The sequence below is a fragment of the Streptomyces sp. NPDC001381 genome (assembly GCF_042895685.1).
Taxonomy (GTDB): Bacteria; Actinomycetota; Actinomycetes; order Streptomycetales; family Streptomycetaceae; genus Streptomyces.
This window is the reverse complement of sequence record NZ_JBIAWO010000006.1, coordinates 372435-399310: the sequence shown is the minus strand read 5'-3', so window position 1 is coordinate 399310 and position 26876 is coordinate 372435. Positions and strand designations below refer to the sequence as shown.

Annotated in this window: 20 protein-coding genes; 10 read left to right on the top strand and 10 right to left on the bottom strand. The window is 72.8% G+C overall.

Features of this window, described 5'->3' with window-relative positions; all coding sequences use genetic code 11:
• The first annotated feature begins 24 nt into the window (after positions 1-24).
• From ACFY2L_RS27625 to ACFY2L_RS27600, 6 genes are all read left to right on the top strand, one after another.
• A complete protein-coding gene (locus ACFY2L_RS27625; RefSeq protein WP_390823727.1) occupies positions 25-3891 on the top strand; it encodes a GTPase in 3867 nt (1288 codons plus the stop codon).
• Positions 3888-5864 (top strand): GTPase, encoded by a 1977-nt coding sequence (locus ACFY2L_RS27620; protein WP_390823726.1) that lies wholly within the window; start codon positions 3888-3890, stop codon positions 5862-5864. The genes ACFY2L_RS27625 and ACFY2L_RS27620 overlap by 4 nt, the downstream gene beginning before the upstream one ends.
• The gene (locus ACFY2L_RS27615) at positions 5861-6931 is read left to right on the top strand and encodes a TIR domain-containing protein (RefSeq protein WP_390823725.1); all 1071 of its coding nucleotides are present in this window, start codon (positions 5861-5863) and stop codon (positions 6929-6931) included. Before ACFY2L_RS27620 ends, ACFY2L_RS27615 begins: the two co-directional genes overlap by 4 nt.
• On the top strand, positions 6928-9210 hold the full coding sequence (locus ACFY2L_RS27610) for a TIR domain-containing protein (protein WP_390823724.1): 2283 nt from the start codon (positions 6928-6930) through the stop codon (positions 9208-9210). The genes ACFY2L_RS27615 and ACFY2L_RS27610 overlap by 4 nt, the downstream gene beginning before the upstream one ends.
• A 33-nt stretch (positions 9211-9243) precedes the next feature.
• Entirely contained in the window at positions 9244-9972 is a 729-nt protein-coding gene (locus ACFY2L_RS27605; RefSeq protein WP_390823723.1) for a hypothetical protein, read from the top strand.
• 327 nt (positions 9973-10299) lie between these two features.
• On the top strand, positions 10300-12702 hold the full coding sequence (locus ACFY2L_RS27600; RefSeq protein WP_390661497.1) for a M4 family metallopeptidase: 2403 nt from the start codon (positions 10300-10302) through the stop codon (positions 12700-12702).
• A gap of 62 nt (positions 12703-12764) precedes the next feature.
• On the opposite strand, the gene ACFY2L_RS27595 is transcribed toward ACFY2L_RS27600, so the two are convergent.
• The 3 genes from ACFY2L_RS27595 to ACFY2L_RS27585 all read right to left on the bottom strand — a co-directional run bounded on the left by ACFY2L_RS27595 (position 12765) and on the right by ACFY2L_RS27585 (position 15658).
• Positions 12765-13949, bottom strand: coding sequence for a glycoside hydrolase family 64 protein (locus tag ACFY2L_RS27595; RefSeq protein ID WP_390823722.1), 1185 nt, complete (start codon positions 13947-13949; stop codon positions 12765-12767).
• A 174-nt stretch (positions 13950-14123) separates the two neighbouring features.
• Positions 14124-14879 (bottom strand): dienelactone hydrolase family protein, encoded by a 756-nt coding sequence (locus tag ACFY2L_RS27590; protein ID WP_390823721.1) that lies wholly within the window; start codon positions 14877-14879, stop codon positions 14124-14126.
• A gap of 158 nt (positions 14880-15037) precedes the next feature.
• Positions 15038-15658, bottom strand: coding sequence for an L-threonylcarbamoyladenylate synthase (locus ACFY2L_RS27585; protein ID WP_390661499.1), 621 nt, complete (start codon positions 15656-15658; stop codon positions 15038-15040).
• A gap of 154 nt (positions 15659-15812) precedes the next feature.
• On the opposite strand from ACFY2L_RS27585, the gene ACFY2L_RS27580 reads away from it, so the two are divergent.
• The 3 genes from ACFY2L_RS27580 (at position 15813) to ACFY2L_RS27570 (ending at position 19640) form a co-directional block, all read left to right on the top strand.
• A complete protein-coding gene (locus ACFY2L_RS27580; RefSeq protein WP_390823720.1) occupies positions 15813-16286 on the top strand; it encodes a MarR family winged helix-turn-helix transcriptional regulator in 474 nt (157 codons plus the stop codon).
• A gap of 136 nt (positions 16287-16422) precedes the next feature.
• Positions 16423-18009, top strand: coding sequence for an MFS transporter (locus ACFY2L_RS27575; protein WP_390661501.1), 1587 nt, complete (start codon positions 16423-16425; stop codon positions 18007-18009).
• A gap of 92 nt (positions 18010-18101) precedes the next feature.
• Positions 18102-19640, top strand: a complete 1539-nt coding sequence (locus tag ACFY2L_RS27570) for a helix-turn-helix domain-containing protein (RefSeq protein ID WP_390823719.1) — start codon at positions 18102-18104, stop codon at positions 19638-19640.
• 118 nt (positions 19641-19758) lie between these two features.
• Here the strand turns inward: ACFY2L_RS27570 and ACFY2L_RS27565 are convergent, their stop codons facing one another.
• The 7 genes from ACFY2L_RS27565 to ACFY2L_RS27535 all read right to left on the bottom strand — a co-directional run bounded on the left by ACFY2L_RS27565 (position 19759) and on the right by ACFY2L_RS27535 (position 26341).
• A complete protein-coding gene (locus tag ACFY2L_RS27565; protein WP_390823718.1) occupies positions 19759-20976 on the bottom strand; it encodes a cytochrome P450 in 1218 nt (405 codons plus the stop codon).
• Entirely contained in the window at positions 20973-22250 is a 1278-nt protein-coding gene (locus ACFY2L_RS27560; RefSeq protein ID WP_390661504.1) for a cytochrome P450, read from the bottom strand. The genes ACFY2L_RS27565 and ACFY2L_RS27560 overlap by 4 nt, the downstream gene beginning before the upstream one ends.
• On the bottom strand, positions 22247-22882 hold the full coding sequence (locus tag ACFY2L_RS27555; RefSeq protein ID WP_390661505.1) for an ATP/GTP-binding protein: 636 nt from the start codon (positions 22880-22882) through the stop codon (positions 22247-22249). The genes ACFY2L_RS27560 and ACFY2L_RS27555 overlap by 4 nt, the downstream gene beginning before the upstream one ends.
• Positions 22854-23228: a DUF742 domain-containing protein gene (locus tag ACFY2L_RS27550; protein ID WP_390661506.1), complete on the bottom strand. Its 375-nt coding sequence runs from the start codon at positions 23226-23228 to the stop codon at positions 22854-22856. The genes ACFY2L_RS27555 and ACFY2L_RS27550 overlap by 29 nt, the downstream gene beginning before the upstream one ends.
• Complete coding sequence (locus ACFY2L_RS27545) at positions 23225-23647, bottom strand: roadblock/LC7 domain-containing protein (RefSeq protein ID WP_390661507.1); 423 nt, start codon at positions 23645-23647, stop codon at positions 23225-23227. Before ACFY2L_RS27545 ends, ACFY2L_RS27550 begins: the two co-directional genes overlap by 4 nt.
• Positions 23644-25572, bottom strand: a complete 1929-nt coding sequence (locus ACFY2L_RS27540) for an ATP-binding protein (protein WP_390823717.1) — start codon at positions 25570-25572, stop codon at positions 23644-23646. Before ACFY2L_RS27540 ends, ACFY2L_RS27545 begins: the two co-directional genes overlap by 4 nt.
• Positions 25573-25873: 301 nt before the next feature.
• Positions 25874-26341 carry a hypothetical protein gene (locus ACFY2L_RS27535; RefSeq protein ID WP_390661509.1) on the bottom strand — a complete coding sequence of 156 codons (468 nt, stop codon included), beginning with the start codon at positions 26339-26341 and terminating at the stop codon, positions 25874-25876.
• 268 nt (positions 26342-26609) lie between these two features.
• On the opposite strand from ACFY2L_RS27535, the gene ACFY2L_RS27530 reads away from it, so the two are divergent.
• Complete coding sequence (locus ACFY2L_RS27530; RefSeq protein WP_390661510.1) at positions 26610-26840, top strand: hypothetical protein; 231 nt, start codon at positions 26610-26612, stop codon at positions 26838-26840.
• Positions 26841-26876 lie beyond the last annotated feature (36 nt).

Below are 26876 nucleotides of genomic sequence, written 5' to 3'. Positions count from 1 at the left end.
GTGAGCACGACCGGGGGGTTGGGCATGGACGAGTCTCGCCTGGCGAAAGCCGCGGCCGAGGCGGTGGCGCACAGCGCTCCGCTGGCTCGGGAGCTGTCGGGCATGTTCGAGGAACTGGCACGGGAAGTGCGGCCGCCGACCGCAGGGTCCGGTGACGCGTCGGTCACCGCGGAACAGCGGACCCTGTTCGACGAGGAGCAGCGACTGCGGAACCGGGCCGCCGAGCTGGTGCAGGAGTTGGCCGGAGACCGGCTGGCCGCTCTGGACACCTTCAACATCGTCCTCTTCGGCCGTACCGGGGTCGGCAAGAGCTCCCTCGTCGAGGCGTTCACCGGAGGCGACGGCAGGCGCATCTCGCCCGGCCGGACCGACCACACCACCAAGGTGGAGGAGACCCGGTGGGCGGGCCTTCGGCTGTTCGACACACCCGGCACCAACGGCTGGGGCCGTGACGGCGACAACCGTGATCTCGAGGAGGCGGCCCGACGAGCCGTCCTGCTGGCCGACGTCGTGCTGCTGTGCTTCGACGACGGCAGTCAGCTGGAGGGCGAGTTCACCACGGTGGCGCAGTGGGTCCTGGCCTACGGCAAGCCCGTCGTCGTCGTGCTGAACTGCATGGTCCGGCCCTGGCGCGACCCGGACCTCGTCTCGCGCCGTGACGTCAGGGTCCACCTCTCCGAGACCGTGGCGGAGCACGCCGCGCACATCCGGGACTGGCTCGCGAGCTGCGGCCTCCCCGACGTGCCCCTCGTCGCGCTCAGCGCTCAGCGCGCGGTCGCCGCCCGTGCCGCCGCTCCGTATCAGGGCTGGGACGCGAGAACCGTGCAGGACATGCGCCGCAGGGCCGACCGGCCGACGCTGCTGAAGCGTTCCAACCTGCCCACGCTCGAGACCCTGCTCACGGAGGCCGTCGGCGTGGACGCGGCGCAGCTGCGCCACGGCGGCCTGCTGCGACAGACGGCGGGCGCCCTCGGCGGCCTGGCCGAGGAGATCACCACCGTGCTGGCCGAGCCCGCCCGCCAGGCGGCGGAGACGATCGAGGCGGGTCTCGAGGAACTGCTGTCCGTCCTCGGCGCCCCCCAGGATTTGCTCATGGACACCGATGCGGCGCGCGCCGTGCCCGAACAAGTCGCGTGCGCGCATACCGTCCGGGCCCTCGGCGAACTGCAGTCGCTGCGCGGTGGCCCCTTCGCCGTGCCCGCCCGGGCCGAGGTGCGGAACCATCTGGACCATCTCCTCACCAGCGGATTCGGTGCGCTGCGCAGCACCTTGGAGGCACGCGCTGAAGACCTGGTGAACCAGGCGTTCCGGGAGCGCAGGCCCTTGTCCGGCGAGGAGTTCAACGCGGCCGTCTTCCGTTCCGACGAGCTGACGGCGACGGTCGAGAAGGCGACCGAGTCCTTCACGTCCTATGTGCAGGGCCGGGTCGGTCTCATCGCCGCCGATGTCGAGGCGGGCCTGTCCCAGGTGGACACCCAGGTCGACGGCCACACGGGCCGGGTGCGGGGAGACACGGGAGCCGGATACCGGGCCCTGGGCCGCGGCGCCGGCTACACGAGCGCGGCAGCGGGCCTGCTGGGGGCGGGATTCTCGGTGGCAGCGGCGCTGAACATCTGGAACCCGGTGGGCTGGGCCATGGTCGGGCTCGCCGTCGCCGCCGGGGTGGGCAGGCTCACCGCCCTGTTCGGGCTCAGGCGAGGGCAGCAGCGCCGGGACGCCGCACTGGGGGATCAACTCGAACAGGCGCGCGCCGCCGTGGACCGGTCCGTCGAGGACCTGCGGGAGCGGGTTGCCGCGCACTGCACGGGCATCGTCCGTCGGGCGGTGCTGCTCAGGGCGGGCCCGGGGATCCACCAGGCCGTGGCCGTCCGCCGTACAGCCGCGGCCGCCGCCAGGGATGCCGCGCGGCTGACCGCGGCGGTCCGCGCCCTGCCACCGGCCCGCGACGCCGCCGACATCCTGGTCGAGGCCATGGGGCGCGCCGAGGCCTCGGCCGGTGTCACCCACCCGGCCGAAGCCGACCGCTACTGGCTCGGCTCCGACTGGTGCGACGACCCGCACAACCTCATCTCACCGGACGGCACCGCGGTGCGCCGGAGCGCGCGGCGCACGCCCCGACTCAGTCCCAACGTCCTGGACCGGCTGCGTGAGGCTTTCCGGAGCGGCCCGCCGGGTCCGACGCCCGGGTCGGGGCTTCAGTGGCTCCACCAGGTGCGCCGGGACCTGGCAGAGGATCCCCACGCGACGGGTGTGATCGCCGAACTGGACACGCTGGCGGCCGACCCCAGGCCGCGGATCGCGATCGCCGGTGATCTGAGCACCGGAAAGTCCGCCTTCGTCCGAAGGCTGCTGGTGGAGTCCGGCGCGCCTGTCCCGGACTCCCTGCGCAGCGCTGCCGGTCCCGAGACCTTCCGCGCCGAGACCTACGCCTGGGAGGACGTGCTGCTGGTCGACACGCCCGGATTCCAGAGCGGACGGGAAACCCACACCGCCGCCGCCCGTGCGGCCCTCGCCGACGCCACCGCCGTCATCTACCTCTTCTCGCCCCAGTTGCTGGTCGGAGACCGCGCCGATCTCACCTTCCTCCTGCGGGGCGACCCGAAGACGGGAGGGTGCTCCAAGCAGGGCCGTCTGCTGTGGGTGATCAACAAGGTCGACCGGATCGCCGTCGCCGATCCCGCCCGCGACCTGCGCTCCCATGTCGAGCACCGCGAGAGCGCCCTGGCCGACGCCCTCGAACAGGTGGCGCCCACGCCGCCCGGCCGGCCCCCGCACCGCGAGCGGATCGTGTCGATGGCGGCCGCCCCCTATGGCCTGCGCTCCCACCACAGCCGGGACTACGACGACTTCCGCGCGTGGGACGGCTTCCGGGACTTCGCGGCGGCCGTGCGCAGGTTACGGCTCACCCTGGAACGGAACTCCCTGGACGTGACCCTGCTGCACGGCGGGGCGGCCCGCCTGGGTGCGCTGCGCGCCGACGCCCTCCGGCACGCCGAGGTCCTGCAGCGCCGGATCACCGAGACCGGCCGACTCGCCGAGGAGGCACTGGCGGGCGCCCTGTCCGGACGCGGCCTGGTCAGGTCGGTGGTCGTCGAAGCCGAGCGCCTCGCGACCGCGTTCACCACACGCCTCGTGCACGAGGCGCTCGAGGCCGGGGTCGACGCACCGGTGCGCAAGGCCCGCGGGAAGCGCCTCGACGACTGGCACGAGGACAAGGAGTTCGCCGGAGCCTGGGAACGGCACTCCGCGAGGACGAGAAGGTCCGCGCAGGAGTGGCTGGGCGCCGTCGCGTCGGCACTGGACCGCAGGGTCGCCTCTCCTTCCTACCTCGAGGCGTTCCCCGAGGCTGAGGACCGCGTCGACCTCTCGTTCCTCACCCGGGAGTCGCTCCAGGTCTGGGGCCGGGACATCGCGTCCGGCGCGTCCACCGCGCTCACCTCGGTGGCCGAGCTGACGCCCGACGACATCGTCACGCTGGCCGCCCACCTCGACGTCGTGGTCAGCGCCGACCACGTCCAGGACCTTCTGCACACCGTGAACAACGCCGGCATCTTCCTCAAGGTCGTCAACGCCGTCTCCCTCCTCAGCGCCCTGAACGAACAGGACGACCGGGAAGCGAAGGTTGAGGCGTCACGCACCCTCCTGCTGAGCGAGATGCGCGCCCGCGCCACGGCATGGGCCCGCAGCAGGCGGGGCGGTTGCGGCGCCGTGGAGGAGGTGTGCGTCCGGCTGGAGGAGACCGCCGTGGTGCTGACGGAGACTCAGGGCGGTCTGCTGACCGAGCTGGAGGAGACCCGGGACCGCGCCGCCCGGTACGCCGCGGCCATCGCGGGAGCCCGACTGCGCCTGGAGTGCGGCGACGGCGACGACGTGAAGGACGGACAAGGATGAGCACATCCAGTGGGGCCGAGGACCCCCGTCCCCGTGCGGACGGCGACCCGGAGGACTGGGCGGACCGTGCCCGGACCGCCGTCCGGGAGGCCCTCGGACCGGTCGCGACCGCTGCCCTCGAAGGGGCATGGGCCGCGCGGGAATCCGACCCGGACGTCAGCGTTCTGCTGTACGGACCGCAGAACGCAGGAAAGACCAGCCTGCTGCGCCGTCTGCTGCTGGAGGACGGCGCGGGCGTTCCCGACTGGGCGGCCGTGAGCGGCGGAAAGGAGACCTTCGAGACGGACGAGGTGCGCAGGGCCGGCCTGCGCTACGTCGACTCGCCCGGCCTGCACTCGGGCGACGCGCTGCACACGGAGCGCGCCGAGGCCGCGCTGCTGGAGGCCGACGCCGTCCTTCTCGTCCTCGACCGGCGGCTGTTCGGGGGAGCGGCGGCTCACCTCCTCCACCTGGTGAGCGGCGCCTGGATCCACGCCGGCCGGCCCCAGCCGCTTCCCGCCGGTGCGCTGCTTCCGGTGGTGGCCCAGGCCGACCGGTGGGGAGCGGACGTCGGGGGCGAGGACTTCGCCGGCCTCGTGGCCGTCGTCCGCGGGGAGTTCCGTTCCCAGCTGTCCGCCGCCGTGGGTCCGCACCATGTGCCCGACCTGCATGTGGTGGTGGCCGACACGGCCGGACTCAGCGCCGGGATTCCCAACGAGGAACTGCGCCTGGAGCACTACCTGGACGTGGGCGAGCACGACGGGGTCGCCGCCCTCAGGAAGGCTCTGCTGGCCCTGCCGGCGCGCCGGACCGAACTGCGGGCCGCGGCCCGGATCCGGTTCTGGTGCCGGCAGGCGTTCCGCGCCCTGGACGCGGTGCGGACCCCGCTCGCCGAAGCCGAGGCGTCCCTGGAGGGCGCGCGGCGGTTGAACACCCGCTGCGCCCTTCTGGAGAACCGGTTGGACGCGGCGCGCGACGCCGGCCGGGCCGACCTGCGCGACATCGTGCGGAGGGAACTGCTGCGCGCAGCCGACTCGGCCGTCTCCGCCGAGGCGGCGGAGCAGGTCGCCCGCGACCGTCTCGTCCCGGCCGTGCGGAGCTGGCAGACCCGGTGGACCGGCGACGTGCAGCAACTGGCGCTCAAGGGCGAGGCGGACGCGGTCACGGTCCGTGCCGGCCCCGGTATGCGCGCCTTCAACGCCTATCTCGACGACATACGCGCCGTCCTCGCCACGCCCGGCGCCCCCGCTCCCGGACCGTCCGGCAGTGCCGACACGACGACCGCCCTCGTCCTGGGCGTCGGATCGCTCACCCATGTCGTCGAGCACGAGGTGCGAAGGCGCCGCCACGAACAGGTCACCGAAGCCCTGAACGCGCAGGACAAGGCGCCGCAGGTGACCGTGCCCGGGCAGGTGGGCGACCCGGCCGACTCCCTCCCGGCGCCCGCCGTCCCCGACCCGTACCCCACGCTCCCCGTGTCCGACCCGTACGGCTACGGCGCTCCCACGGAGGGCACCCCGCAGTTCTCCGACCCCGGCACAGCGGTCCCCGGCGTGGGCGCGGAAGGCCAGGACGTGGCCCACCCGCCCATGACGGACAGCGCCTCGGCGTTCACGGTGCCGGATCCGCCCGTGGGTCACGCCACCGGATCCTCCGCGCCCGCCGACCCGTCGGCGCTGGGCGACTCGATCGCCCTGGTCGGCGAGCAGGCCCTGGTCATCGCCGTGACCGAGATCCGGGACCTCCTCCGGCGTACACGGGCCGAGAAGACGGAACACCGCCGCGCCGGGAGACGGGCCGCGGCCGAGAAGGCGACGGAGCGCATCGCCGGCGAGCTCGAAGGCCCTTGGCTGGAGGCCGTGGACCACGTCCGCGCCGGCATCCGCCGCCGACGGCCCGCCACGGCGACCGTGACCGCCCTCGAACGGGAAGGGAAACACCTGGACGGCGCCGCGAAACGGCTGGAGGCCCTGCTGCGGGAGGTACCACTGTGACGACGGAGCTTCACGTCCCCCGGGTTTTCATCGGCCACATCGCGGAAGACCGGGACGCCTTCGTGGAGCCCCTGGCGCGTGAACTGGCCGAACTCGGCGTCCGGGCGTGGGTGGACTTCTGGGAGGTGAGGCTCGGCGACAGTCTGACCGGCAGCGTGTTCACCGACGGCATGGACGCGGCGGACGGCTTCGTTCTCGTCCTCTCGCCGCTGTGGCACCGGAAGGCCTGGCTGAAGGACCAGCTCGAGGCGACCGCGCAACGCCGCATCCAGGACCGGCGCACCCTGATCCCCGTACTCCTGGACGACGTACCGGCACCGCCTCCGCTGCTCCATCTGAAGGCACTCCGCTGCCCTCGCACCCCCGAGGGCGCTCTCTCCGCCGCCCGCCGTATCGCGGACACCCTGTACGGCGTGGATCCGCGTCCCGTCGTCAAGCCGCGACCGGCGGACGCGTACCCCGGCGGGAAACCGGCCCCCGCGGCCGTGGAGCCCCTCGGCGTTCGGGCGCCCACCGTGCCGGAGGCCCCGCGACGGCCGGCGTTCCCCGGACTCCCGGCCCCCGAAGTCGCGCTGCTGCGGCAGATCCTGACCGCCGCTCTGCAGCGCGGTGGCCGCGGCCCGCTGCCGTGGTCCGACGTGGGCACCGCCATGCAGAGCGAGCCGGACGGTGCGACGGCGGCCCGCACCCTGATGCGTCTGGAGAAGTCCGGACTGGTGCGGTCCGGGCGCTCCGGCGATCGGGTGGCCTGGTGCGAACTCACCGCGCGGGGTTACCGGGTGGCGGCCCCGCAGGTGGTGGCCGATCTCGAGGACGCCAAGCGCCGCGTCGTCACCGCTCTGGTGAACCGCCGCCGCGGGGTGGCCGCTTCCTCCCGCGGCCGGGACGTGGCGGAGCTGGCGGACGAGGCCCGGACGCACGTCCTCGTCGTCTACCGGTTCCTCGCCGATCTGGAAGAGGCAGGGCATGTGAAGGTGCTGCGCGCCGGTGGCCATACGCTCGTGACAGACATCAGTGCGGCGCTCGGCGACTGGGCGGCGGACGTGGGCGAGGAGCGGGGGACATGACGGCGACCACCGGCGAGCGGCAGATCTTCATCAGTCACGCGGGGCCGGACCGGGCGTGGGCCGAATGGATCGGCTGGACGCTCAAGGAGCACGGGTTCTGGGTCGTGCTGGACCTGTGGGACTGGCGGGTGGGCGAGAGCTGGGGCGAACGTCTGCGTGACGCGGCCCGCAGTGGCGTGCTGATCGTGCTGCTCTCTCCGCACTACATCGGTTCGCCGCACGCCGCGGCCGGCCGGGATGTCGCCCTCGCGGCCGACCGGAACGTCCGCCCCGCACTCCTGCCGGTGGAGATCGAGCCGCTGCCGCCCGGCGACCTTCCGGCCGAACTGGCCGGGCTCCTGCGGCTGCGTGTCTTCGGGCTGTCCGAGGAGGAGGCCGCCGCCCGTCTGGTCGCCGCCGTCCGGCACGCCCTGGACACAGCCGGCCAAGGTGCCTCCGATCCGCAGCCGACGGCGCATCGCCCGGCCTCCTCCGACCCCGCCGCCGAGGCGGAGCCGGTTCCCCGGCTGCCGAGCGCCACGGCACGCCCGGACGTGTCGAACGTACCCGCCGAACCGCCCGGCGTCCCCGACCGGGAGTCGCTTCTGCAGCAGCTCAGGCTGGAGATGAACAGCTCGCACGCGGCGTGCATGCCGCCCGCGGAGGGGCCGGACGGGATCGGCGCGTCCGATGTCGCCCAGGAATACGCCGCCCGCTTCGCCAGCCAGTACGACCTCGTCTGGTGGGTGCCCGCCGGCGACGCCGACCAGGCCAGGGCGGCGTACACGGAACTGGCGCACCGACTCGGCCTCGCCGTCGGCGGTGGTCCCGATGCCGCGGTCCCGGCGCTCTTCACCCATCTGGCGCACGAGCGGCGCTGGCTGATCGTTCTCGTCTCGGCGGCCGCCCCGGACGAGTTGACGGGACTGCTGCCGCCCGAACCCGGCCATCTGCTGGTGCTGTCGGCACACCCCGGCTGGCTGGCGGGAGTACGTCCGTACCGTCCGTCCCCGCTGCCGGGTGCCGAGGAGTCCGGCTTCCGGCCACCGGGGCCCTCCACGGCTGTGCGTCCCCCGCTGCGCGTCCTGGCCGTTGCCACCGAGTGGGCCTCGCGGCTGGGCGGCATCAGCAGCTTCAACCGCAGCCTGTGTGAGGCCCTCGCCGCCGCCGGCGCGGAGGTGTACTGCCTCGTGCCCCGTTTCGACCGGCAGGAGGAGACGGACGCGCAGCAGCGCCGCGTGACCCTGGTCGAAGCCGAGGATCCCCCTGTCTGGACGGGCGAGCTGTCCCTGTTGCGCAGACCGCCGGAGCTGTCCGTGGTGCCGGACGTCGTCCTCGGGCACGGCCGTATCACCGGCCCGGCCGCCCAGCTCCTGCGTGAACAGCACTACCAGGACGCCCAGCTCGTGCACATCATCCACATGCTGCCGAGCGAGATCGAGTTCCTGAAGGAGGACCGGGCGGACGATCCCTCATGGCGTGCCGACGAACGGACCCAGGTCGAAGTGGCCCTGGGCCGAGCGGCCGACCACACCGCCGTCGTGGGTCCGCTCCTGCACAACAAGTTCGCCAAGTGGTTCCCTTCGTCGGGCCCGCTCGGCACCAGACTGCTGTGTCTCAACCCGGGCTTCGACGGACCGGGTGCCGAGGCGCGCGTCGTGCCCGCCGGTGATCCGGCGGTCCTGGTCTTCGGCCGCGCCGAGGACGTGCGGCTCAAGGGCCTCGATCTGGCGGCCCGGGCGCTGGGCCACTTCGTGCAGCGGACGAAAGCCGACCGCAAACTGGACTTCGTCATCCGCGGCCTGAGGACCGGGCAGCCGAGCCACGAGCTGATCGCGTCTCTGGACGCCCACGCCGGCAAGGGCACCCTGAACATCCAGCCGATGCCCTACCTCACCGACAGCGGCGTCCTGGAGTCCGATCTGACGTCCGCCAGTCTGGTCCTGCTCCCCTCCCGCAGCGAGGGTTTCGGCCTGTCCGCCGTCGAGGCGATCGCCGCGGGGACCCCGGTCCTGGTCAGCGACGCCAGCGGACTCGGTCTGCTGCTCCGCGAGACTCTGGGCGCCCGGGAGGCCGCGGACCACGTCGTGGAGACCCGCGACAACGAGGAGGACGTCGAGCGCTGGAGCCTGGCGGTGGAGCACGTGCTCGCCAGTCGTGAGAAGGCCTTCGGCCGGGCCGCGCGCTTGCGCGACCAGCTCAGGAGCAGATACACCTGGCGCGGCGCCGCCGCCGCCCTCCTGAACAGGCTGTCCGACCCGCCCGTCGTGCAGGAGCCGGCGGGGGTGGGCGACGGGTAGGCACGGGGCGAGGCGCACAGGGGGAGAGACGGCATGGTGACGGGGGCGATCGGTGATCTCGTCCTGGGGGTGCTGGCGAGCTGCCTCAGCGGCTCGGGGGTCTGGCTGTGGCAGCGTGCGAAGCACGGCCGGGACCTTCGCACGAGAATGCGTGTGGTCGGCGCCCGCCCGGGCGACACCTGCCTGATCGTGATGAACAACAAGTACAACGCGCCGGGCTCCACCCATCACCACGATGTACAGGCCATGATCGAGGCAGCCGTCCTCAGTCACGGCCTGCGCTGCGAGGTGGAGGTGGTGCGCAGCGACGACTTCCACGGCAGCAACGACGACCGGCCCGAGTTCTGCATAGGCGGTCCGCTCTCCGGATCGAACGTGAGAAGCGCGGGTCATCTCGCCCACAGCGTCCCCGGTGTCCTGTTCCACCCCTACACCCACCCGGACCATCCTCTGGCCATCGAAGTGGGTGGTGAACGGTATCCCTGGAACCGCGGCAACGAGGAGTACGCGCTGATCGCGAAGTTCACCGGGCCGGGAGGTGCCCGGCCCGTCATCCTCATCTGCGGGCAGAGCGCCGTCGGCAATCACGCCGCCGCCTCCTACCTGCGCCGGTCCTGCCGTGACATAGCGGCCACCGTCTCCTCCACGGAGCGTTTCTGCCTCCTTCTCAGGATCCCGTCGATCCCCACCTACGGATTCCAGGGCGCCGTTCTGGAGCGCGACGTCTCCGACACCGCCTTCACCGCCCCCGCCGGCGTCTGACGCGGCCGGGGGGGGGACCGCGCGACGCGGTGTGGTGCCAGTGCCCCGCCCGCCCGGCGGATCAGCAAACGCACAGCTCACGCACAGGAACGCCCGGCGTGACGGTCCCGGTCCCCCGTGTCACCGAGGGATAACCCTCGAAGCACCCGTCTTTGGCTGACATGCCACTGTCAAGCCTGTCATTCTCCCTCCCAACTGCCGCACACCAGCGGCATGTCGCCCTCACGTGTTGCACGGTCCCGCACAACTCAGCTCGTCCCGGACAGCACACCCGTCTGCCCGGTCTGTCACCGGCCGTACCCCGCGGCCGCCGCAGTAGGAGAACGAGTGAGACCCAACCCCCGCAAGCGGACCGCGGTCGGAGCGGCCCTGCTCTCCACCGCCGCCCTTCTGGCCCTCGGCGTCCAGTCGGTTCCGGCGGCCGCGAAGCCCGCGGCCCCCCACCCCAGCCCCCTGCGCACCGGCGGCCTGCCCGCCGACCTCACGCCCGCGCAGCGCACGACGCTGATCAAGGGCGCCGAGGCGAAGACGCCGCAGACGGCCGAGACCCTTGGCCTCGGTGCCAAGGAGAAGCTGGTCGTCAAGGACGTCGTGAAGGACAACGACGGCACGGTGCACACGCGCTACGAGCGCACCTACGCCGGTCTGCCCGTCCTCGGCGGCGACCTCGTCGTGCACACGCCCCCGGCCTCGCTGGCCGCCGGCACGGTGAGCACGACCTTCAACAACAACCGCCGTACCGTCTCGGTCAAGTCGACGAAGGCGACGTACAGCAAGGCGTCCGCCGAGACCAAGGCCCTGAAGGCGGCCAAGGCGCTCGACGCCAAGGACCCCGCCGCCAAGAGCGCCCGCAAGGTGATCTGGGCCGGCGAGGGCACGCCGAAGCTCGCCTGGGAGACGGTGGTCAGCGGGCTGCAGGACGACGGCACGCCGAGCAAGCTGCACGTCGTCACCGACGCCCGCACCGGCGAGAAGCTCTCCCAGTTCGAGGGCGTCGAGACCGGCACCGGCAACAGCCAGTACAGCGGCACGGTGACCATCGGCACCACGCTGTCCGGCTCGACCTACCAGCTGTACGACACCACCCGCGGCGGTCACAAGACGTACAGCCTGAACAACGGCACGTCGGGCACCGGCACCCTGATGACCGACACCGACGACACCTGGGGGACCGGCTCCGGCTCCAACACCCAGACCGCCGGCGTCGACGCCCACTTCGGCGCGCAGGTCACCTGGGACTTCTACAAGAACACGTTCGGGCGCAGCGGCATCAAGAACGACGGCGTGGCCGCCTACTCGCGCGTCCACTACAGCTCGTCGTACGTCAACGCCTTCTGGGACGACGACTGCTTCTGCATGACCTACGGCGACGGCTCCGGCGGCACCCACGCGCTGACCTCGCTGGACGTCGCCGGTCACGAGATGAGCCACGGCGTCACCTCCAACACCGCGAACCTCAACTACACGGGTGAGTCGGGCGGTCTGAACGAGGCCACCTCCGACATCTTCGGCACGGGTGTGGAGTTCTACGCCAACAACTCCTCCGACGTCGGTGACTACCTCATCGGCGAGAAGATCGACATCAACGGCGACGGCACCCCGCTGCGCTACATGGACGAGCCCGACAAGGACGGCAGCTCCTCCGACAGCTGGTACTCCGGCATCGGCAACCTCGACGTCCACTACTCCTCGGGCCCGGCGAACCACATGTTCTACCTGCTCTCCGAGGGCAGCGGCAGCAAGACCATCAACGGCGTCACCTACAACAGCCCCACCTCCGACGGCGTCGCCGTCGCCGGCATCGGCCGGGCCGCGGCCCTGCAGATCTGGTACAAGGCGCTGACGACGTACATGACGTCCAGCACCAACTACGCGGGCGCCCGCACCGCCGCCCTCAACGCGGCGTCGGCCCTGTACGGCTCCAGCTCCACCCAGTACGCCGGTGTCGGCAACGCGTTCGCCGGCATCAACGTCGGCAGCCACATCACGGTCCCGTCGACCGGCGTCACGGTCACCAACCCGGGCAGCCAGTCCGCCACCGTCGGCACCGCGGTGAGCCTGCAGATCTCGGCCAGCAGCACCAACAGCGGCACCCTGACCTACGCCGCGACCGGGCTGCCCACCGGCCTGTCGATCAGCTCCACCGGCCTGATCTCCGGCACGCCGACCACGGCCGGCTCCTACAGCACGACCGTCACGGTGACCGACTCGACCGGCGCGACCGGCACCGCGTCCTTCACCTGGACGGTCAGCTCCTCCGGAGGCGGCGGCTCCTGCACCTCGACCCAGCTCCTGGGCAACGCGGGCTTCGAGTCCGGCAACACCACCTGGACGGCGTCGAGCGGCGTGATCACCAACTCCAGCAGCCAGGCGGCCCGCACCGGCTCCTACAAGGCGTGGCTCGACGGCTACGGCTCGACCCACACCGACACGCTGTCCCAGTCGGTGACGATCCCGAGTGGCTGCACCAACACCACGTTCACCTTCTACCTCCACATCGACACGGCCGAGACCTCCACCAGCACCCAGTACGACAAGCTGACGGTCACCGCCGGGTCGACCACCCTGGCCACGTACTCCAACCTCAACGCGGCCTCCGGCTATGTGCAGAAGTCCTTCAGCCTCGGCTCCTACGCGGGGTCCACGGTGGCCCTGAAGTTCACCGGCGTCGAGGACTCCTCGCTCCAGACCAGCTTCGTCGTCGACGACACCGCCGTCACGACCGGCTGATCCGTTCCGGCTGACCGACGTCCCGCGCGCGGGCTCCCTCCGCGTGCGGGACGTCGTCGCGTTCAGCTCAGCGGATCCAGGGTCAGATACGCCTGGCGCGGGGAGCCGTCGTGGACGAGCGACTCCTGCTGTCCGACGTCGTCGAAGGCGAACGCGTACGCCTTGCCGTCGGCCATCTGCGCGTGGATCTTGCGGGCGTAGTGGTTGGTCACCGCGTCCTGGTAGAAGTTCGCCGTGGTGGTGTCCGGCTGGCCGGCGTTGACCAGCAGCGTGGACCGGTTGAAGCCCGCGCACAGCGTGCGGGAGATCGGCCCGCGCACCGCGTCGTTCGGGGCGTCCAGCAGCCGGTGGCAGCCGAAGATGCTGGCGGCGTCCGGCTTCTGGAAGCTGGTGACCACCGCCCCGGCGGCGTTGGTGAAGTTCAGGACGCCGCCCGAGACCCGGCCGTAGTACCTGGTGCCGGGCTGATCGGCGAACGGCGTCACGGTCAGCGTCGTGGTCGCGTACTTCTGCCAGACGCGGTTGACGTAGTCGTCCATGACGTTGGCCGGCAGGGCCCCCGTTTCCACGCCGTACAGCGGCGAGAGCGCCCGCAGCACGGTGCCGTCGGACCGGGTCTGGATCAGGTTCGCCCAGCCGCCCGGCTGACCGCGCAGGGCGCTGAAGAACCCGTTGTAGCCGCCCGCCTTGAGGTGCCCGGTGCCGACCGTGCTGCCGTCGGCCCGCTGCACCCCGACCGCGTACGGCGCGGAGAACATGTCGACCTGGGTGCTGTTGAGCCACAGCCCGGAGTCGTTGAGCGTGTATTCCGACCAGTTGAAGAGGATGTTCCGGTTGGGGTCGCTCGGGTTCTGCACGGCCGGCTGCACCAGCCCGCCGGTGGTGAGCCTGAAGACGAGCTTCTGTCCGTACGAGAAGTAGATCCGTCCGGAGAACTTGGGGATCCGGATGGTGGCCGACTGGCCGGCGGCCGGGCCGGGTATCGAGGCGTCCGGCGCCGGTGTGGGCGGGTTTCCTCCGGCGGGCCACGCGTGGAAGGTCCCGTTCGCGTCCGCCCAGCCCTGCTGACCCGTCGTCAGCAGGGTGCCGAGGTTGTAGACGTACAGGGCCTCGCCGCGGCCCGAGTTGTTGGTGATCTTCAGCGGGACCGTGTCGGGGACGGCGGCCCCGGCCGGTGGTCCCAGAGTGAGCAGCGCGCCGACGAGCGCGACCGCCCCGAACAGTGCCGTGGTGATCCTTGCGAGCACTCTCCACCTCCGTGCGGGTAGACCTGTGGGGTTGGTCCATACCTCTTTGAGAGCGCTCTCAAAGTCGCACCGAGGTGTGCTCATGTCAACGATGTGAACAGAGGCGACGCGAACGAACGAGCGCGCCCGCGGCCGGCGAGGCGCAGCGGACACGCCCGGATGGTCCCGTGCGGGTCAGAAAGTCCGCTTGAGCAGGTCCAGCAGGGCCGCCCAGTGCCGCTCCGCGGCCTCCTCGCCGTACGCGGCGGTGTCGGCCTGGGTGAAACCGTGGTGGGCGCCCGTGTACACCTCGCAGGTGTGCCGCACCCCGGCCGCGGTGAGGGCGTCCTCCAGGAGGCGGATCTGCTCCGGCGGCAGCGACGGGTCGTCGTCGGCGTGGCCGAAGTACAGCTCGGCGGTGACGCGTCCGGCCACCAGGTGCGGGCTGTCCGGAGCGTCGGTCGCGAGCCGGGCGCCGTGGAAGCCGGCCGCCGCCGCGACCCGCTCCGGGTGGGTGCCGGCGGTCAGCAGGGCGAGCCGGGCGCCCATGCAGTACCCGGTGAGCGCGACCGGCCCGTCCGCGACCAGCGGGCTCTCCTCCAGCCAGCGCAGATACGCCCCCGCGTCCCGCATGGCCAGGTCGGTCGTCAGGGACTCCATGACCGGCCGCAGACCGGCGAAGATGTCCGGGCGGGCGGAGGGGTCGATGAACTCGGGCAACTCCACGACCGGGGCGCGCCCGTGACGGTAGAACACGTTGGGGACCAGCACCGTGTAGCCGGCCCCGGCGAGCCGGTCGGCCATCGACCTGAGGTGCGGGCGCAGCCCGAAGGCGTCCTGGTACAGCAGCACGCCCGGCCGGGGCGTCCCGTCACCCGGGTGGGCCAGATAGGCGTCCGCGACGCCGTCCTCGGTGGGGATGTCAACGGCTGTTCCCTGTACGGAGGTCATGGGGGTGCCTCTCTGCGCGGTGCACGACGGGCGGTCGACCGGTCCGGCCGGGCCGGTGCGCGCTCATCGTTGCACGCACCACCGAACCGCCCGTGAGGGCCCCGGCCGCACGGGAGGGCCGCCACTGCCCGCGCCGCCGGCCCCCGGCGGCGGGTGGGTCACTCGAACCGCGAGGGGTCGCCGGCCCCGCGCCGCACGATCTCGGCCTCGCCCCCGGAGAAGTCGATGACCGTCGTCGGCTCGGTGCCGCAGTCCCCGGAGTCGAGCACCCCGTCCAGCACGTGGTCGAGCTGGTCCTTGATCTCCCAGCCCTGTGTCATCGGCTCCTCCTCGCCGGGCAGCAGCAGGGTGCTGGACAGCAGCGGCTCGCCGAGCTCGGCGAGCAGGGCCTGGGTGACGACGTGGTCCGGGATCCGCACCCCCACCGTCTTCTTCTTCGGGTGCTGGAGCATGCGCGGCACCTCCTTCGTCGCCGGGAGGATGAAGGTGTAGCTGCCCGGCGTCGACGCCTTGACGGCGCGGAACACGTCGTTGTCCACCCGTACGAACTGCCCGAGCTGCGCGAAGTCCTGGCACACGAGGGTGAAGTGGTGACGGTCGTCCAGCTTGCGGATGGCCCGGATCCGGTCGATGCCGTCCTTGCTGCCCAGCCGGCAGCCCAGCGCGTAGCAGGAGTCCGTCGGGTACGCGATGAGGGCGTCCTCCCGGATGGCCTGCGCGACCTGTGCGATGGTGCGCGGCTGGGGGTTGTCGGGGTGCACGTCGTAGTACTTGGCCATTGGCTGAGCTTATGCCGTGCGGCGGCGGCGGGCCCGGTCCGGGCCTGCGTCGATCCCGTCCCGCCCCGATCGTGGCCCGGCTCGGCCCCGTCCCGCTCCGGCCGGGACGTGCCTCGATTGACATACCTATGACGAGATACCTATCCTCGCTGACATGTCCGACACCAGCGCGCCCTCCCGGGGCATCGACCGCGTGGCCGCCGAGCTCGCGGCCTGCCTCCCCGCGCTGCACCGGACCCTGGACCGACGGGTCGCCTCCACCTACGCGCACCCCAAGCCCCCCGAGGGCCGGCTTCTGCTGCTGAAGTTCGTCGCCCAGCAGGAGGGCGTCACCGTGCGCGAGGCCGCCGAGGCCCTGCTGATGAAGCCCAACAACGTCAGCGCCCTCGTCTCCCAGCTCACCGAGGCGGGCGACCTGGAGCGCCGGCGGGACAGCGCCGACAAGCGGGTCGCGCACCTGTACCTGACGGCCACCTCGCGCACCCGCCTCGCCGAGGTCCGCGACCTCGAGACGGCCTACCTCGCCGAGGCCCTGCAGGCCCTCACCGACGGCGAGCTGGACGCCCTCGGCTCCGCGCTGGGCGCGCTCACCTCACTCACGCGGCATCTGCGCACCGCCGCGCACTGACCCGCCCCCCGCCTCCCGGGCGGCTCGCCGCGCGTGAGGCGCGGCCACCGGCGGACCGTGCCGCCCTCACCTTCGCAGCGCGCCGTTCCGCGTCTCCACCGTTCTCCCGAACCCCGTACACAGACAAGGTCCCCTCATGTCCTCCACGTCCGTGGACCACTCCGGCGCGCCCGCACGCGCCCTCGAGCCGGCCCCGGCCGCCGGCCGGCTGCGCTCCAACCCCTGGCTCACCCTGTGCGCGGTCGCCTTCGGCCTGTTCATGGTGCAGCTCGACGGGTCCGTCGTCGCCATCGCCAACCCGGAGATCGGCCGCGACCTGAACGCCTCCACCGCCGAACTCCAGTGGGTGACCAACTCCTACCTGCTCGCCCTCGCCGCCACCCTCATCCTGGGCGGCAAGCTCGGCGACCGCTTCGGCCGGCGCACCCACTACCTGGCCGGGGTCGCCGGCTTCGCCCTCTCCTCGGTCGCCATCGGGCTGTCCGGATCCATCACGGGCGTGATCGTCTTCCGCGCCCTCCAGGGCGTCTTCGGCGGTCTGCTCCTGCCGAACACCCTCGGGCTGCTGCGCGCCGTGTTCCCGCCGAGGCGGTTCGGCATGGCGGTCGGCATCTGGGCCATGGTCTCCGCCGTCTCCACCGCGCTCGGGCCCATCGTCGGCGGCCTGCTGGTGGAGCACGTCGGCTGGGAGTCCGTCTTCTTCATCAACCTGCCCATCGGCGTCGCCGCCCTCGTCTTCAGCGTCGTGGTGCTGCCCCAGTCCAAGAACTCCACCGGACACCACCGCTTCGACGTCCCCGGCGTCGTCCTGCTCGCCACCGGGCTGCTCAGCCTGGTCCTCGGCGTGGTCAAGGGCGAGACCTGGGGCTGGACCTCGGCGGGCACCTGGGCCACCGTCCTCGCCGGCGTCGCCGTGCTCGTCGTCTTCGGCTGGTACGAGACCCGTGTCGCCCATCCGCTGCTGCCCATGCGGCTCTTCCGCAGCCGTGCCCTGACCGTCGGCACCGTCGTCACCGCGCTCAACTTCTTCGTGATGCTCGGCGCGATCTTCTTCGTCATGCTCTACCTGCAGAACGTCCGCGGCCACACCCCCGTCGAGGCCGGCGTCCGCACCCTCCCGCTGAGCCTCGCCTCACTCGTCGCCTCCCCGCTCGGCGCCGCCCTCACCGGCCGGTTCGGCCCCCGGGTCGTCATGCCGCTCGGCATGGTCCTCCAGGCCGCCTCCTGCTTCGGCATGCTCACCTGGACCACCGACTCCGCCTACGCCACCATGTGGCCGCCGTTCGTCGCGCTCGGCCTCGGCGTCGGCATGGTGATGTCCGCCTCCTCCGACGCCATCGTCGGCAACGCCCCCGTCCAGGACGGCGGTGTGGCCGGCGGACTGCAGGCCACCACCCTCCAGATCGGCGGCGCGCTCGGCACCTCCGTCCTGGTGTCCGTGATCAGCGCCCGGGTCGGCTCGACCCTCGGCGGCGAACTCACCGCCGCCGGGGTCCCCGCCGCCACGGCCGCCGGCCTCGCCCAGGCCAAGGACGCCGTCGCCATGGGCGTCGCGCCCGTCTCCGGCGCCATGCCCGCGCCCCTGCGCGCCGCCGTCGTCGAGGGCAGCGGCCAGGCCTTCATGAACGGTGTGCACGCGGCAGCCGTGGTCACCGGACTGCTGTGCCTCCTCGGAGCGCTCCTCGCCGCCGTCGGCATCCGGCGGTCCTCCCCGGCCCACTGAGGCCGGACCCGGCGGCCGTGTGAGGTAACGTCCCCGACCGATATGACTGGATCGGCCCGTGGGGGGCCGGGCGGGACGAGGAGAGCACGCACATGGCCGGCCGGGACGACGGGAACCGCCACACCGAGGTGACGGGCGGCGCCGACCCGACATGGGCGCAGGAACTCCTCGAGCACCTGCGCCCCGCCCGGTCCGGCGTCCGCCGGATCGCGGGCTGGCTCTCCACGACCCTCGACGCGACCGTGTCCCTGCTCGACGCGAGCGGCACCCCGCTCGCCGGAGAGCCGATGCCGCTCGACCAGGACCTGGTCGCCGACCTCGGGTGCGGCCGCCTCGCCTCCGCCTCCTGCGAGGGCGACGGCCGCCACCTGCGCCTCGTCAGGGTCGAACTCCCCGGGCCGGGCACGGCCGGTGTGCTCGCCGTGAGCCGTACGGCCCCCTTCGACCGGCGCGCCGCCGACATCCTCACCCACACCGCGACCGTCCTGGAACTGCTGCTGCGCGCCCAGCAGACCGCGGCCACCGGGGACCGCCTCGCCCGCGCCACCTCCGACCTGCGTCTGGCCATCCTGCAACTGCTCATGGTCGAGGACATCGTGGCCGCCCGCCGGGTGGCCGCCGGGCTGTGGCCCGGCCTCCTCGACACCGAGACCGCCTGCGTCTACGTCGTCGAGAGCGCGCCCGGCGAACGCGACCGGCTCGCCGAGGACTGCCTGGCGGCCACCCACGACGAGGCCCTCGTCGTACGCTGCCCCGCCATGGACGGCCATGTCATCGTCGTCGTCCCCGACGACGCCATCGGCGCCGCCCTGCGCGCCCTGTGCCACCGCCGCTCCCGTGTGTTCCTCGGCGGCAGCGCCCGCCAGAACCTCGCCCGCACCGCCACCGCCTACGGACAGGCCGTCAGCGCCCTCGCCGTCGCCCACTTCCGCCCCGACAAGACGGCCGTCTACGCCGAACGCACCCACCCCGAACGCCTGATGGACCCGGAGGTGCTGCACTCCTGGACCACCCGGTTGCTGCGCCCCCTCGACACCCTCCCGCACCACACCCGGGCCGAACTCCTCGCCACCACCCGGCTAGGCCTGGAGTTCACCGCCGTCAGCGCGGCGAAAGTGCTCGGCGTCAGCCGCAACACCGTCCGCGCCCGCATGGACCGCGTCGAGAACCTGCTGGGCACCGACTTCTCCGACCTCAGGGTGCGGGCCACCGTCCACCTGGCCCTCAACACCCAGGTCGGCATCGCCGAGGACCGCACCGCCGGCACGGCGGCCCCGGTCCGCCTCGGCGAACTGCTCACCGGCCCCGCCCTGCGCACCTGGGCCCAGGACCTGCTGTCCCGCCTGGACACCGACGGCCGCGACCTGCGCGGCACCCTGCGCGCCTGGATCGCCGCCGGCGGCAACTCCGAACGCGCCGCACAACTCCTCGGCGTCCACGCCCAGACCGTCCGCGAGCACGTCCGCAGCGCCGAACCCGTCCTCGAACGCCAGCTCCTCGCCTCCGGCAGCGACCTCTACGAAGTGGTCCTCGCCCACCTCGCCACGCGCGAACTCGACCACCCCGACCTGCACGGGGACCACCAGCCGGTACCGGAATCGGGCCATCCGGACTCACCTGTGCACAGGTGAGTCCTCCCGCCCCCGGAACGGGCATCGGCACGATTCACAAGCCGACCACCAGGCACATAGGTTCGGAGGACCGCGGGGGAGCGACCGGCACGGGGGACTGGTCGCACCCCCGCGGCCGTCAGCCGCGCAGCCGGACCGGGATCTCCTGCCAGCCGTACGCGATGAACGACGGCACCTGTGTCAGCTCCCCCTGCGCCGGCGCCAGATCCGGGAACCTCTCGAACAGGGCCTCCAGCGCGGTCAGCGCCTCCATCCGGGCCAGCGGCGCCCCGATGCACCGGTGCACGCCGATCCCGAACGACAGATGGTCCTCCGCCGCGCGCGTCGCGTCGAACACGTCCGCGTCCGCACCGTAGTGACCCGGGTCCAGGTTCGCCGCCGCGTACGTCGTGATGATCGCGTCCCCGGCCGGGATCGTCACGTCGCCCACCTTCAGATCGCTCACCGCGAACCGCAGCGGCAGCGAGGCGATCGACGGGTGCGCCCGCAGCGTCTCGTCCACCACCGCGTCCCAGGAGATCTCCCCGCCGCGTACCGCCGCCAGCTGCTCGGGCCTGCCCAGCAGCGCCACCACCGCGTTCCCGATGAGGTTCACGGTCGTCTCGAACCCGGCCCCGATGACCAGCAGCAGCGTGTACAGCAGCTCCTCGTCGCTCAGCCGGTCCCCGTCCTCGTCGCGCACCCGGATCAGCTCGGTCGTCATGTCGTCGCCGGGATGCTCGCTCTTGTGGGCGATGAGCCCGCCCAGGACCGCGCCGATCTGCTCCTGCACGAACGCGGCGTGCTCCGGGCTCGGATCCGAGGTGTCCATGATCGCCGCGATCAGCCGGGCGGTGGCCTCCCGCATCTCCTCGGGCACACCGAACAGTTCGCAGATGATCCGCATCGGCAGCGGATGCGCGAACCCCGCCTTCAGGTCCACCACCTCACCGCCCTGCTCCAGGGCGTCCAGCAGCTCGGTGGTGATGGCCTCCACCCGCTCCCGCAGCGCCTCGGTGCGCCGGTGCGTGAAGCTCGGCGCCACCAGTTTGCGCAGCCGCGTGTGGTCGGCGCCGTACGTGGACAGCATGTTGACCACGCCGACCCAGCCCAGGATCCAGCCCCAGGACGGGTGCTCGCCGAGTTCCGGCCAGAGCCGCCAGTGCCGCCGCGGGTCCTTGCTGACCTGCGGGTCGAGGATCAGCTGCTTGAGCGTGTCGTAGCCGGTGGGCGCCCAGGCGGGGATCCCGCCCGGCAGCTCCACGGGCACGACGGGGCCGAGGGCGCGCAGCCTGGCGCTCTCGGCGGCGATGTCGGCGCCGAGGGGGTCGAGGGCGATGCGGTCGGTCACGGTCACGACGGGACTCCTGGCTGGTCGGAAGAGGGGGAGCGAGGGCTGAAGCGGACGGGCAGAGCGGTCAGCGAGCGGTGGAACGGTCCGGGCCGCCAGGCCAGCCGCTCCCGCGGCAGGACCGGGTCCAGGTCGGGCAGCCACTGGGTGAGCCGCTCGATGGCCTCGGTGACGAGCAGCAAGGTGTGCTGCTTGACCGGACAGGCGTGCGGACCCGCGCCCCACGACAGGTGCGAGGCGTCGTTCGGATGCCGGCCGTCGCCGGCCTCCCGCCCGGAGACGGGGGTGCCGGCCGCGTCCCGCGGACCGGGGGGCAGCCCGAGCGCCCCGTACGACACGACCACCGGCACCGCGTCCCGCAGCCACACCCCGTGGAAGGAGACGGGTCTGCGCGCGTAGTAGATGCCGTAGTTGGCGAGCGGGGTCTCGTGGTGCAGCACCTCCACGACCGCGTCCAGGACCGGGCGGGCGCCGCTGGTGAGGGTGGAGTAGTAGGCCGGGTTGCCCAGGATCCGCGACAGCGTGTTGGACAGCAGGTTCGCGGTCGGCTCGTAGCCTGCCCCGAGAGTGAGGAACACCTGCCAGGTGACCTCCTCGCGGGTGAGCCGGGCCGGGTGGTCCAGCAGCCGGCTCGGCAGGTCGTCGCCCGGCCGCGCGGCCTTGGCCGCGATCAGCTCCAGCACGTACTGGCCGTACTGGGCCTCCCCCTCGGCCGCCTGCGCGCCGCCCTCCATCATCTTGCCCAGGCCCTCGTTGAGCCGGTCGCCCTCGTGGTCCGGCAGCCCGAACAGGTCGTTGAGCACCAGCGCCATCAGCGGCCGCGCGAAGTCCCCGACCAGGTCGGCCTCGCCGCGCGGGCCGATCCGGCCCGCGAGCAGCCGTACGGCGCGGTGGACACGCTCACGCAGATCGTGCGGCTCCACCAGGTCGAACACGTCGATCAGGGTGGTGCGGTAGCGGACATGGGCGGCACCGTCGGCGAACAGCGCGTTGGGGCGCCACCGCATCATGCCGAGGACCGGCGAGTCGGCGGGCACGGTCTCCTCCCACGCCCTCGGGTCGTGCGAGAACGTCCCGTCGTCGTGCAGCACGTCCAGCGCGGCCCGGCGGTCCGTGACCACGTACGCCGGCACCCCCGGGGCCAGCTCCGCCCAGCCGACGGGACCCTGGGCGCGCAGGGCGCCGTAGTACCGGCGCGGATCCGAGGCGAAGCCGTCCTCCCACAGGCGCACCGGCGCAGAACGCGAGAAGTCCCGCTGGTCCGGGGGATAGGTGCTCACGGAGCCTCCACGGGGTCACGGGCGATCAGATGGTCGACCAGCGCCAGCAGCGCGTCGATCGAGGAGTTCGCGTCCCGCGCGTCGCACGTCACCATCGGCGTGCCCGCCTCCAGGTCCAGGGCCCGGCGCAGCCGCTCCTCACCGTGGTGCCGGGGCGCGTCCGGGAACTCGTTGAAGGCCACCGCGTACGGCAGTCCGCTCTCCTCCACCAGCCCCAGCACGTCGAACGACGCGTCGATCCGGCGGCTGTCCACCAGCACGAGCGCACCGAGCGCCCCGTAGGCGATGTCGTCCCACAACGCCCGGAACCGCTCCTGGCCGGGCGTCCCGAACAGGTACAGCACCACCCCGCCGGGCAGGCTGAGCCGGCCGAAGTCGATGGCGACGGTCGTCGTCGACTTCTCCCGCACTCCCGCCAGGTCGTCCACCGCCGCGGACGCCTCGCTCAGCTGCTCCTCGGTGTGCAGCGGCCGGATCTCGGACACCGAGTCGATCAGGGTCGTCTTGCCCACCCCGAACGGCCCCGCGACCAGGATCTTCACCAGGTCGCGAGCGGTGTCGGGAAGATGGACGCGCTCGGACGTACGGGCCGTACGGGCGGCGCTAGTCGTGCTTGAGGGCGCGGAGGCCATCGGCCACTCTCTTCAGCAGGTCGGGGTCGAACCGTCGGGCGGGCGGGATCGGCGGCCGGGTCAGGACCAGTTGCCGGTCGGCGAGGTCGGCCGCCAGCACCCGTACCGCGGACACCGGCAGCCGGAGCAGCGCCGCCGCCTCCACCACCGCCAGCGAGCCGCCCTCCAGGGCTTCCAGCAGGGCGAGTCCGGCGGCGGGCAGACCGTCGGGCCGGTCGCCGGGCCGTGGCTCGCCGCTGAGGGCGAGCACCGTCAGCCGCTCCATGTGGGGGCGGCTGGGACGGGCCACCCCACCGGTCGACAGATAGGCGGGAACCAGGGGGCGGCCGGCCGGACGTGCGGTCATGCCGGCGCGTTGTCGTCGGCTCCTCGGGGCGCGGCCGCCATGGCCTTCTCGCCCAGGCGCGCCACCTGGGAGTGGACCCGGTGCGCCAGCAGGTCGAGACGCACTTCGCCGTCGCCGTACGCGGCCACACAGGTGCCGTGGTCCGTCGGCACGATGAGCACGTACCCGTGGTCGGACTCGATCACGATCTGCCGCACCTCCGCCCGCTCCCGGTCCGCGAACGCGGCCGCGGCCGTACGGCACGCCCCCTGCACGGTGCTGGTGATGGCGGCCACCCGCTCGGCCGACGGCTGGGACAGGGCGTCGGTGTACCCCGTCACGAGTCCGTCGCGGGTGAGCATGACGGCGGCCACCACGTGCGGCACCTGCAGGATCGGTTCCAGCACCCATGCGGTGTCGCCCGTGTCGCGGCTGGTCATCGTGCCGCTCCCCCTTCTACGTGGTCGGTCTGGTCGGTGTCGTCGGCCGCGCCCGCGGTGGCCGCCCGTGCGTCGCTCGCTTCCACGTGGGCTGCTGGTGCGGCGGCCGTGTGCGCGTCGGTTGCTTCCGCGTGAGCGGTGCTCGCGAGGGCCGTGTGCACGCCGGATGCTCCCGCAAGGGCCACGCTCGCGTCAGCCGCTTCTGCGACGGCCGCGCCCGCGTCGGCTGTCATCGGGATCGCCGCGTCCGCGTCGGCGGCCCCTGTGAGGGCCGGTCCCGCGTCGAACGTCTGCGGGATCGCCGCGTCCGCGTCGGCGGCCCCTGTGAGGGCCGGTCCCGCGTCGAACGTCTGCGGGATCGCTGCGTCCGTGGAGGTCGCGCCCGCGTCCGCCGCCCCCGTGGAGGCCGCTCCCGCGTCGGCGGTCACCGGGATCGCCGCGTCCGCGCCGGCCGCCCCTGTGAGGGCCGGTCCCGCGTCGAACGTCTGCGGGATCGCCGCCCCCGGGGAGGCCGCTCCCGCGTCCGCCGCTCCCGTGGCGGCCGTCATCGCGTCCGGCGTCACCGGGGCGGCCGGTCCTGCGTCCGCCGTCTCCGGGGCGGTCGCCTCGCTCTTGCCGGAGCGGGCCGCCGCGGTGCCGGACTGCAGCGCGCCGAGGGCGGCCGCGGCCTCCTCGGGACGGCGTGCCGGGCGGATGGGGGCGGCGGGGGCCTCCTGTGCGACCGCGCGGGTACGGCGGCGGCGCTGCGGCAGGCCGTCGGCCTCCGGCGCGCCGTGATGCCCGGCGGCGGTCTCCAGGACCGGGTCCTCGCTTCCGTACGTGTGCGCGGGGGCGGGCCGTTCCGGGGCCGCCCTGCGGGTCGTGCGCGGGGCGCTGGCCGACGGCGGCCGCAGCTCGGGATCGATGCGGCTGAGCAGGTGGCTGTCGATCCGCAGGACCGCCCGCACCCCGCCGTACGGGGAGGCGGAGGAGACGTCCACGCCCAGGTCGAACTGACGGGTGAGCCGGCCGATCGCGGCCAGCCCCATGCGCGGCGGATCGCCCAGCGCGGTCAGCAGGATCGGCTCCTTCCCGGCCACCAGCCGCTGGGCGCGGTCGCGTTCGTCGCGCGTCATGCCGAGGCCCGCGTCGTCGACGGTGACGCACACACCGTGGTGGACGTGCTGCAGGCTGACCACGACCTCGGTGTCGGGCGAGGAGTGCCGCAGGGCGTTGTCCAGCAGCTCGGCGACGATGATGGCCACGGGCTCGACGGCGTGCGACACAAGGGCGGTGCCGGGCTCCAGATGGTTGTGGACCCGGACCCGCTGGTAGCCCGGAAGGCGGGCCTGGCCGCCGGTCACCGCGTCCACGACGTGGGACTCCTCGCGGGCCAGCCCGACCCAGGCCCCGCACACCACCGCGGTGACCTGGGCGCGGCGCAGCGACTGCTCGTTCTCGTGGTCGAGCCGGAACAGGGTCTGCGCCAGCTCCGGTTCGTCGTAGCGCTGTTGCAGGACCCGCAGGGCGTCCTGGAGCCGGTACAGGGCGGCCTGGATCTCCCGGGTGGCGCCCCGCATCCCGGCCTGGGCCGCGGCGTCGACCCGGGTGCGCTGGGCGACCACCTCGGACTGCAGCGCGAGCAGCACGTTCTCCAGGGCGATGCCCAGGGGCGTGCCGACGGTCAACGGCTGCAGGGGGCCGGGCACTTCGAGGTGCGGATGGGCCACCTGCCGGGCGGCGGCGGGCACCCGGTGCGCCGCGAGATGCTCGACCTCGGCCGTGAACGCCCGAACCGTGCCGTCCAGTTGGGTGCGCAGGGCGGCGATCTCCGCGTGCTGCCGGGTCTGTTGCCGGCGCAGCCGCAGCAGCCCGCCGGCCAGGGCGAGCGCGGACAGCGTGCCGGCGGCCAGGCCGCCCGCCACCAGGTCCGGTAATTCGATCATCGACTCGGATTCCAGGGGGGTCTCATCGGGTACTCGCAGCACAGTACACACTGTCATTGATCGATCTCGCACGGTTGAGCGAGACTTCGCGCCGAAAATACCCGCCATCTGTTCGCTTCTGCGTCGAGTGCCTGAAATGCCTTGCCCGGCAGGCCAGTTGAAACGACGCGCGGAGGAGTCGGATGATGGTCCCGTGCCCTAGGGGGTGTTTCGAAAGTCCCGCACAGCATCCGCGGCGCCCGGCACGCCGAGGGCACGCACCGAACACCGCGGGCACCGCACAGGACTTTCGAAACACCCCCTAGTCGGCACCCAGCGGCGTCAGGACGGCCAGCGTGCCGTTGGCCTGCCGCAGCGCCAGCTCCAGCGTGACCGGTGCGTGCAGTGAGCCGGTGCCGTCCGGTGGCACGAGCCACTCCAGGAACCGGGCGGGCCGGTACGGCGGCGGCACCGCCACCCAGGAACCCCGGCCGGCGTGCCGCAGCCCGGCCCCGATCCACCGGGTGCCGGGATCGGGCGGCAGGAAGAAGCCCACCCGGTGGGCCGCGGTGTCCACCAGTGTCGGCCCCGGCGCCGGCAACGCCGACTGCCACAGCAGGTCCAGGGTGAGCAGGCCCAGCCGGTCCGGGACGCTGAGCACGTCCCAGTACCGGCCCGCCTGCAGCAGGGCGATCCCGTCGCCCTGGTCCCACTCGCGTTTGCAGACCCTCGGGTCCCTGGCGGCCGCGGAGAGCCACTCCACGCCGCGTTCCCACATCGCATCGCTCATCGTCCGGCTCCGTCTGCTGTCCCCAGGACCCGGCGGCGCGCGGGTGGGCGCGGCGCCGGGCAACAGCCGTCGGCCCATGATCGCGGCCTCGGCGTATGCATGTTGGTAGATATTTCTACATGGCGGAAGGGGTGGCGAACCCTGGCGTTTGGGTCTGTTTCGTTCGAGTCTGGCGTGCCTGTTCGGCAGGCGATGTCCGGTATGGGACGTGATCCGGGGGTACCCGGCCCGCAAGCACGACGGAGACCACTCTGGGAGGAGGCCCCGCATGGCCACGCACACCGAGACCGGTGAGGTGACCGGGACCCGGGACAAGGACTACAACCTGCTCTGGTACGTCGAGGCGTGCCTGGAGAACGCGCTCCGGCTGGAGACCTACATCCGGGACGCCGAGCGGGACAACGACTCCGCGGTCGCGGAGCTGTTCCGCAAGGCCCAGGCGGACAGCCGCAAGGGCGCCGAGCTCGGCAAGGAGCTGCTGCGCAGCCGCCTCGGCTGACCGGCACCCTGCCCCGGGGCGGCCTGACGGGCTGCC

Coding starts and splice junctions, on each gene's coding strand:
- ACFY2L_RS27625 (WP_390823727.1), top strand. CDS start 25: ATGGACGAGTCTCGCCTGGCGAAAGCCGCGGCCGAGGCGGTGGCGCAC.
- ACFY2L_RS27620 (WP_390823726.1), top strand. CDS start 3,888: ATGAGCACATCCAGTGGGGCCGAGGACCCCCGTCCCCGTGCGGACGGC.
- ACFY2L_RS27610 (WP_390823724.1), top strand. CDS start 6,928: ATGACGGCGACCACCGGCGAGCGGCAGATCTTCATCAGTCACGCGGGG.
- ACFY2L_RS27605 (WP_390823723.1), top strand. CDS start 9,244: ATGGTGACGGGGGCGATCGGTGATCTCGTCCTGGGGGTGCTGGCGAGC.
- ACFY2L_RS27590 (WP_390823721.1), bottom strand. CDS start 14,879: ATGACCTCCGTACAGGGAACAGCCGTTGACATCCCCACCGAGGACGGC.
- ACFY2L_RS27585 (WP_390661499.1), bottom strand. CDS start 15,658: ATGGCCAAGTACTACGACGTGCACCCCGACAACCCCCAGCCGCGCACC.
- ACFY2L_RS27580 (WP_390823720.1), top strand. CDS start 15,813: ATGTCCGACACCAGCGCGCCCTCCCGGGGCATCGACCGCGTGGCCGCC.
- ACFY2L_RS27575 (WP_390661501.1), top strand. CDS start 16,423: ATGTCCTCCACGTCCGTGGACCACTCCGGCGCGCCCGCACGCGCCCTC.
- ACFY2L_RS27570 (WP_390823719.1), top strand. CDS start 18,102: ATGGCCGGCCGGGACGACGGGAACCGCCACACCGAGGTGACGGGCGGC.
- ACFY2L_RS27555 (WP_390661505.1), bottom strand. CDS start 22,882: ATGGCCTCCGCGCCCTCAAGCACGACTAGCGCCGCCCGTACGGCCCGT.
- ACFY2L_RS27550 (WP_390661506.1), bottom strand. CDS start 23,228: ATGACCGCACGTCCGGCCGGCCGCCCCCTGGTTCCCGCCTATCTGTCG.
- ACFY2L_RS27545 (WP_390661507.1), bottom strand. CDS start 23,647: ATGACCAGCCGCGACACGGGCGACACCGCATGGGTGCTGGAACCGATC.
- ACFY2L_RS27540 (WP_390823717.1), bottom strand. CDS start 25,572: ATGATCGAATTACCGGACCTGGTGGCGGGCGGCCTGGCCGCCGGCACG.
- ACFY2L_RS27535 (WP_390661509.1), bottom strand. CDS start 26,341: ATGAGCGATGCGATGTGGGAACGCGGCGTGGAGTGGCTCTCCGCGGCC.
- ACFY2L_RS27530 (WP_390661510.1), top strand. CDS start 26,610: ATGGCCACGCACACCGAGACCGGTGAGGTGACCGGGACCCGGGACAAG.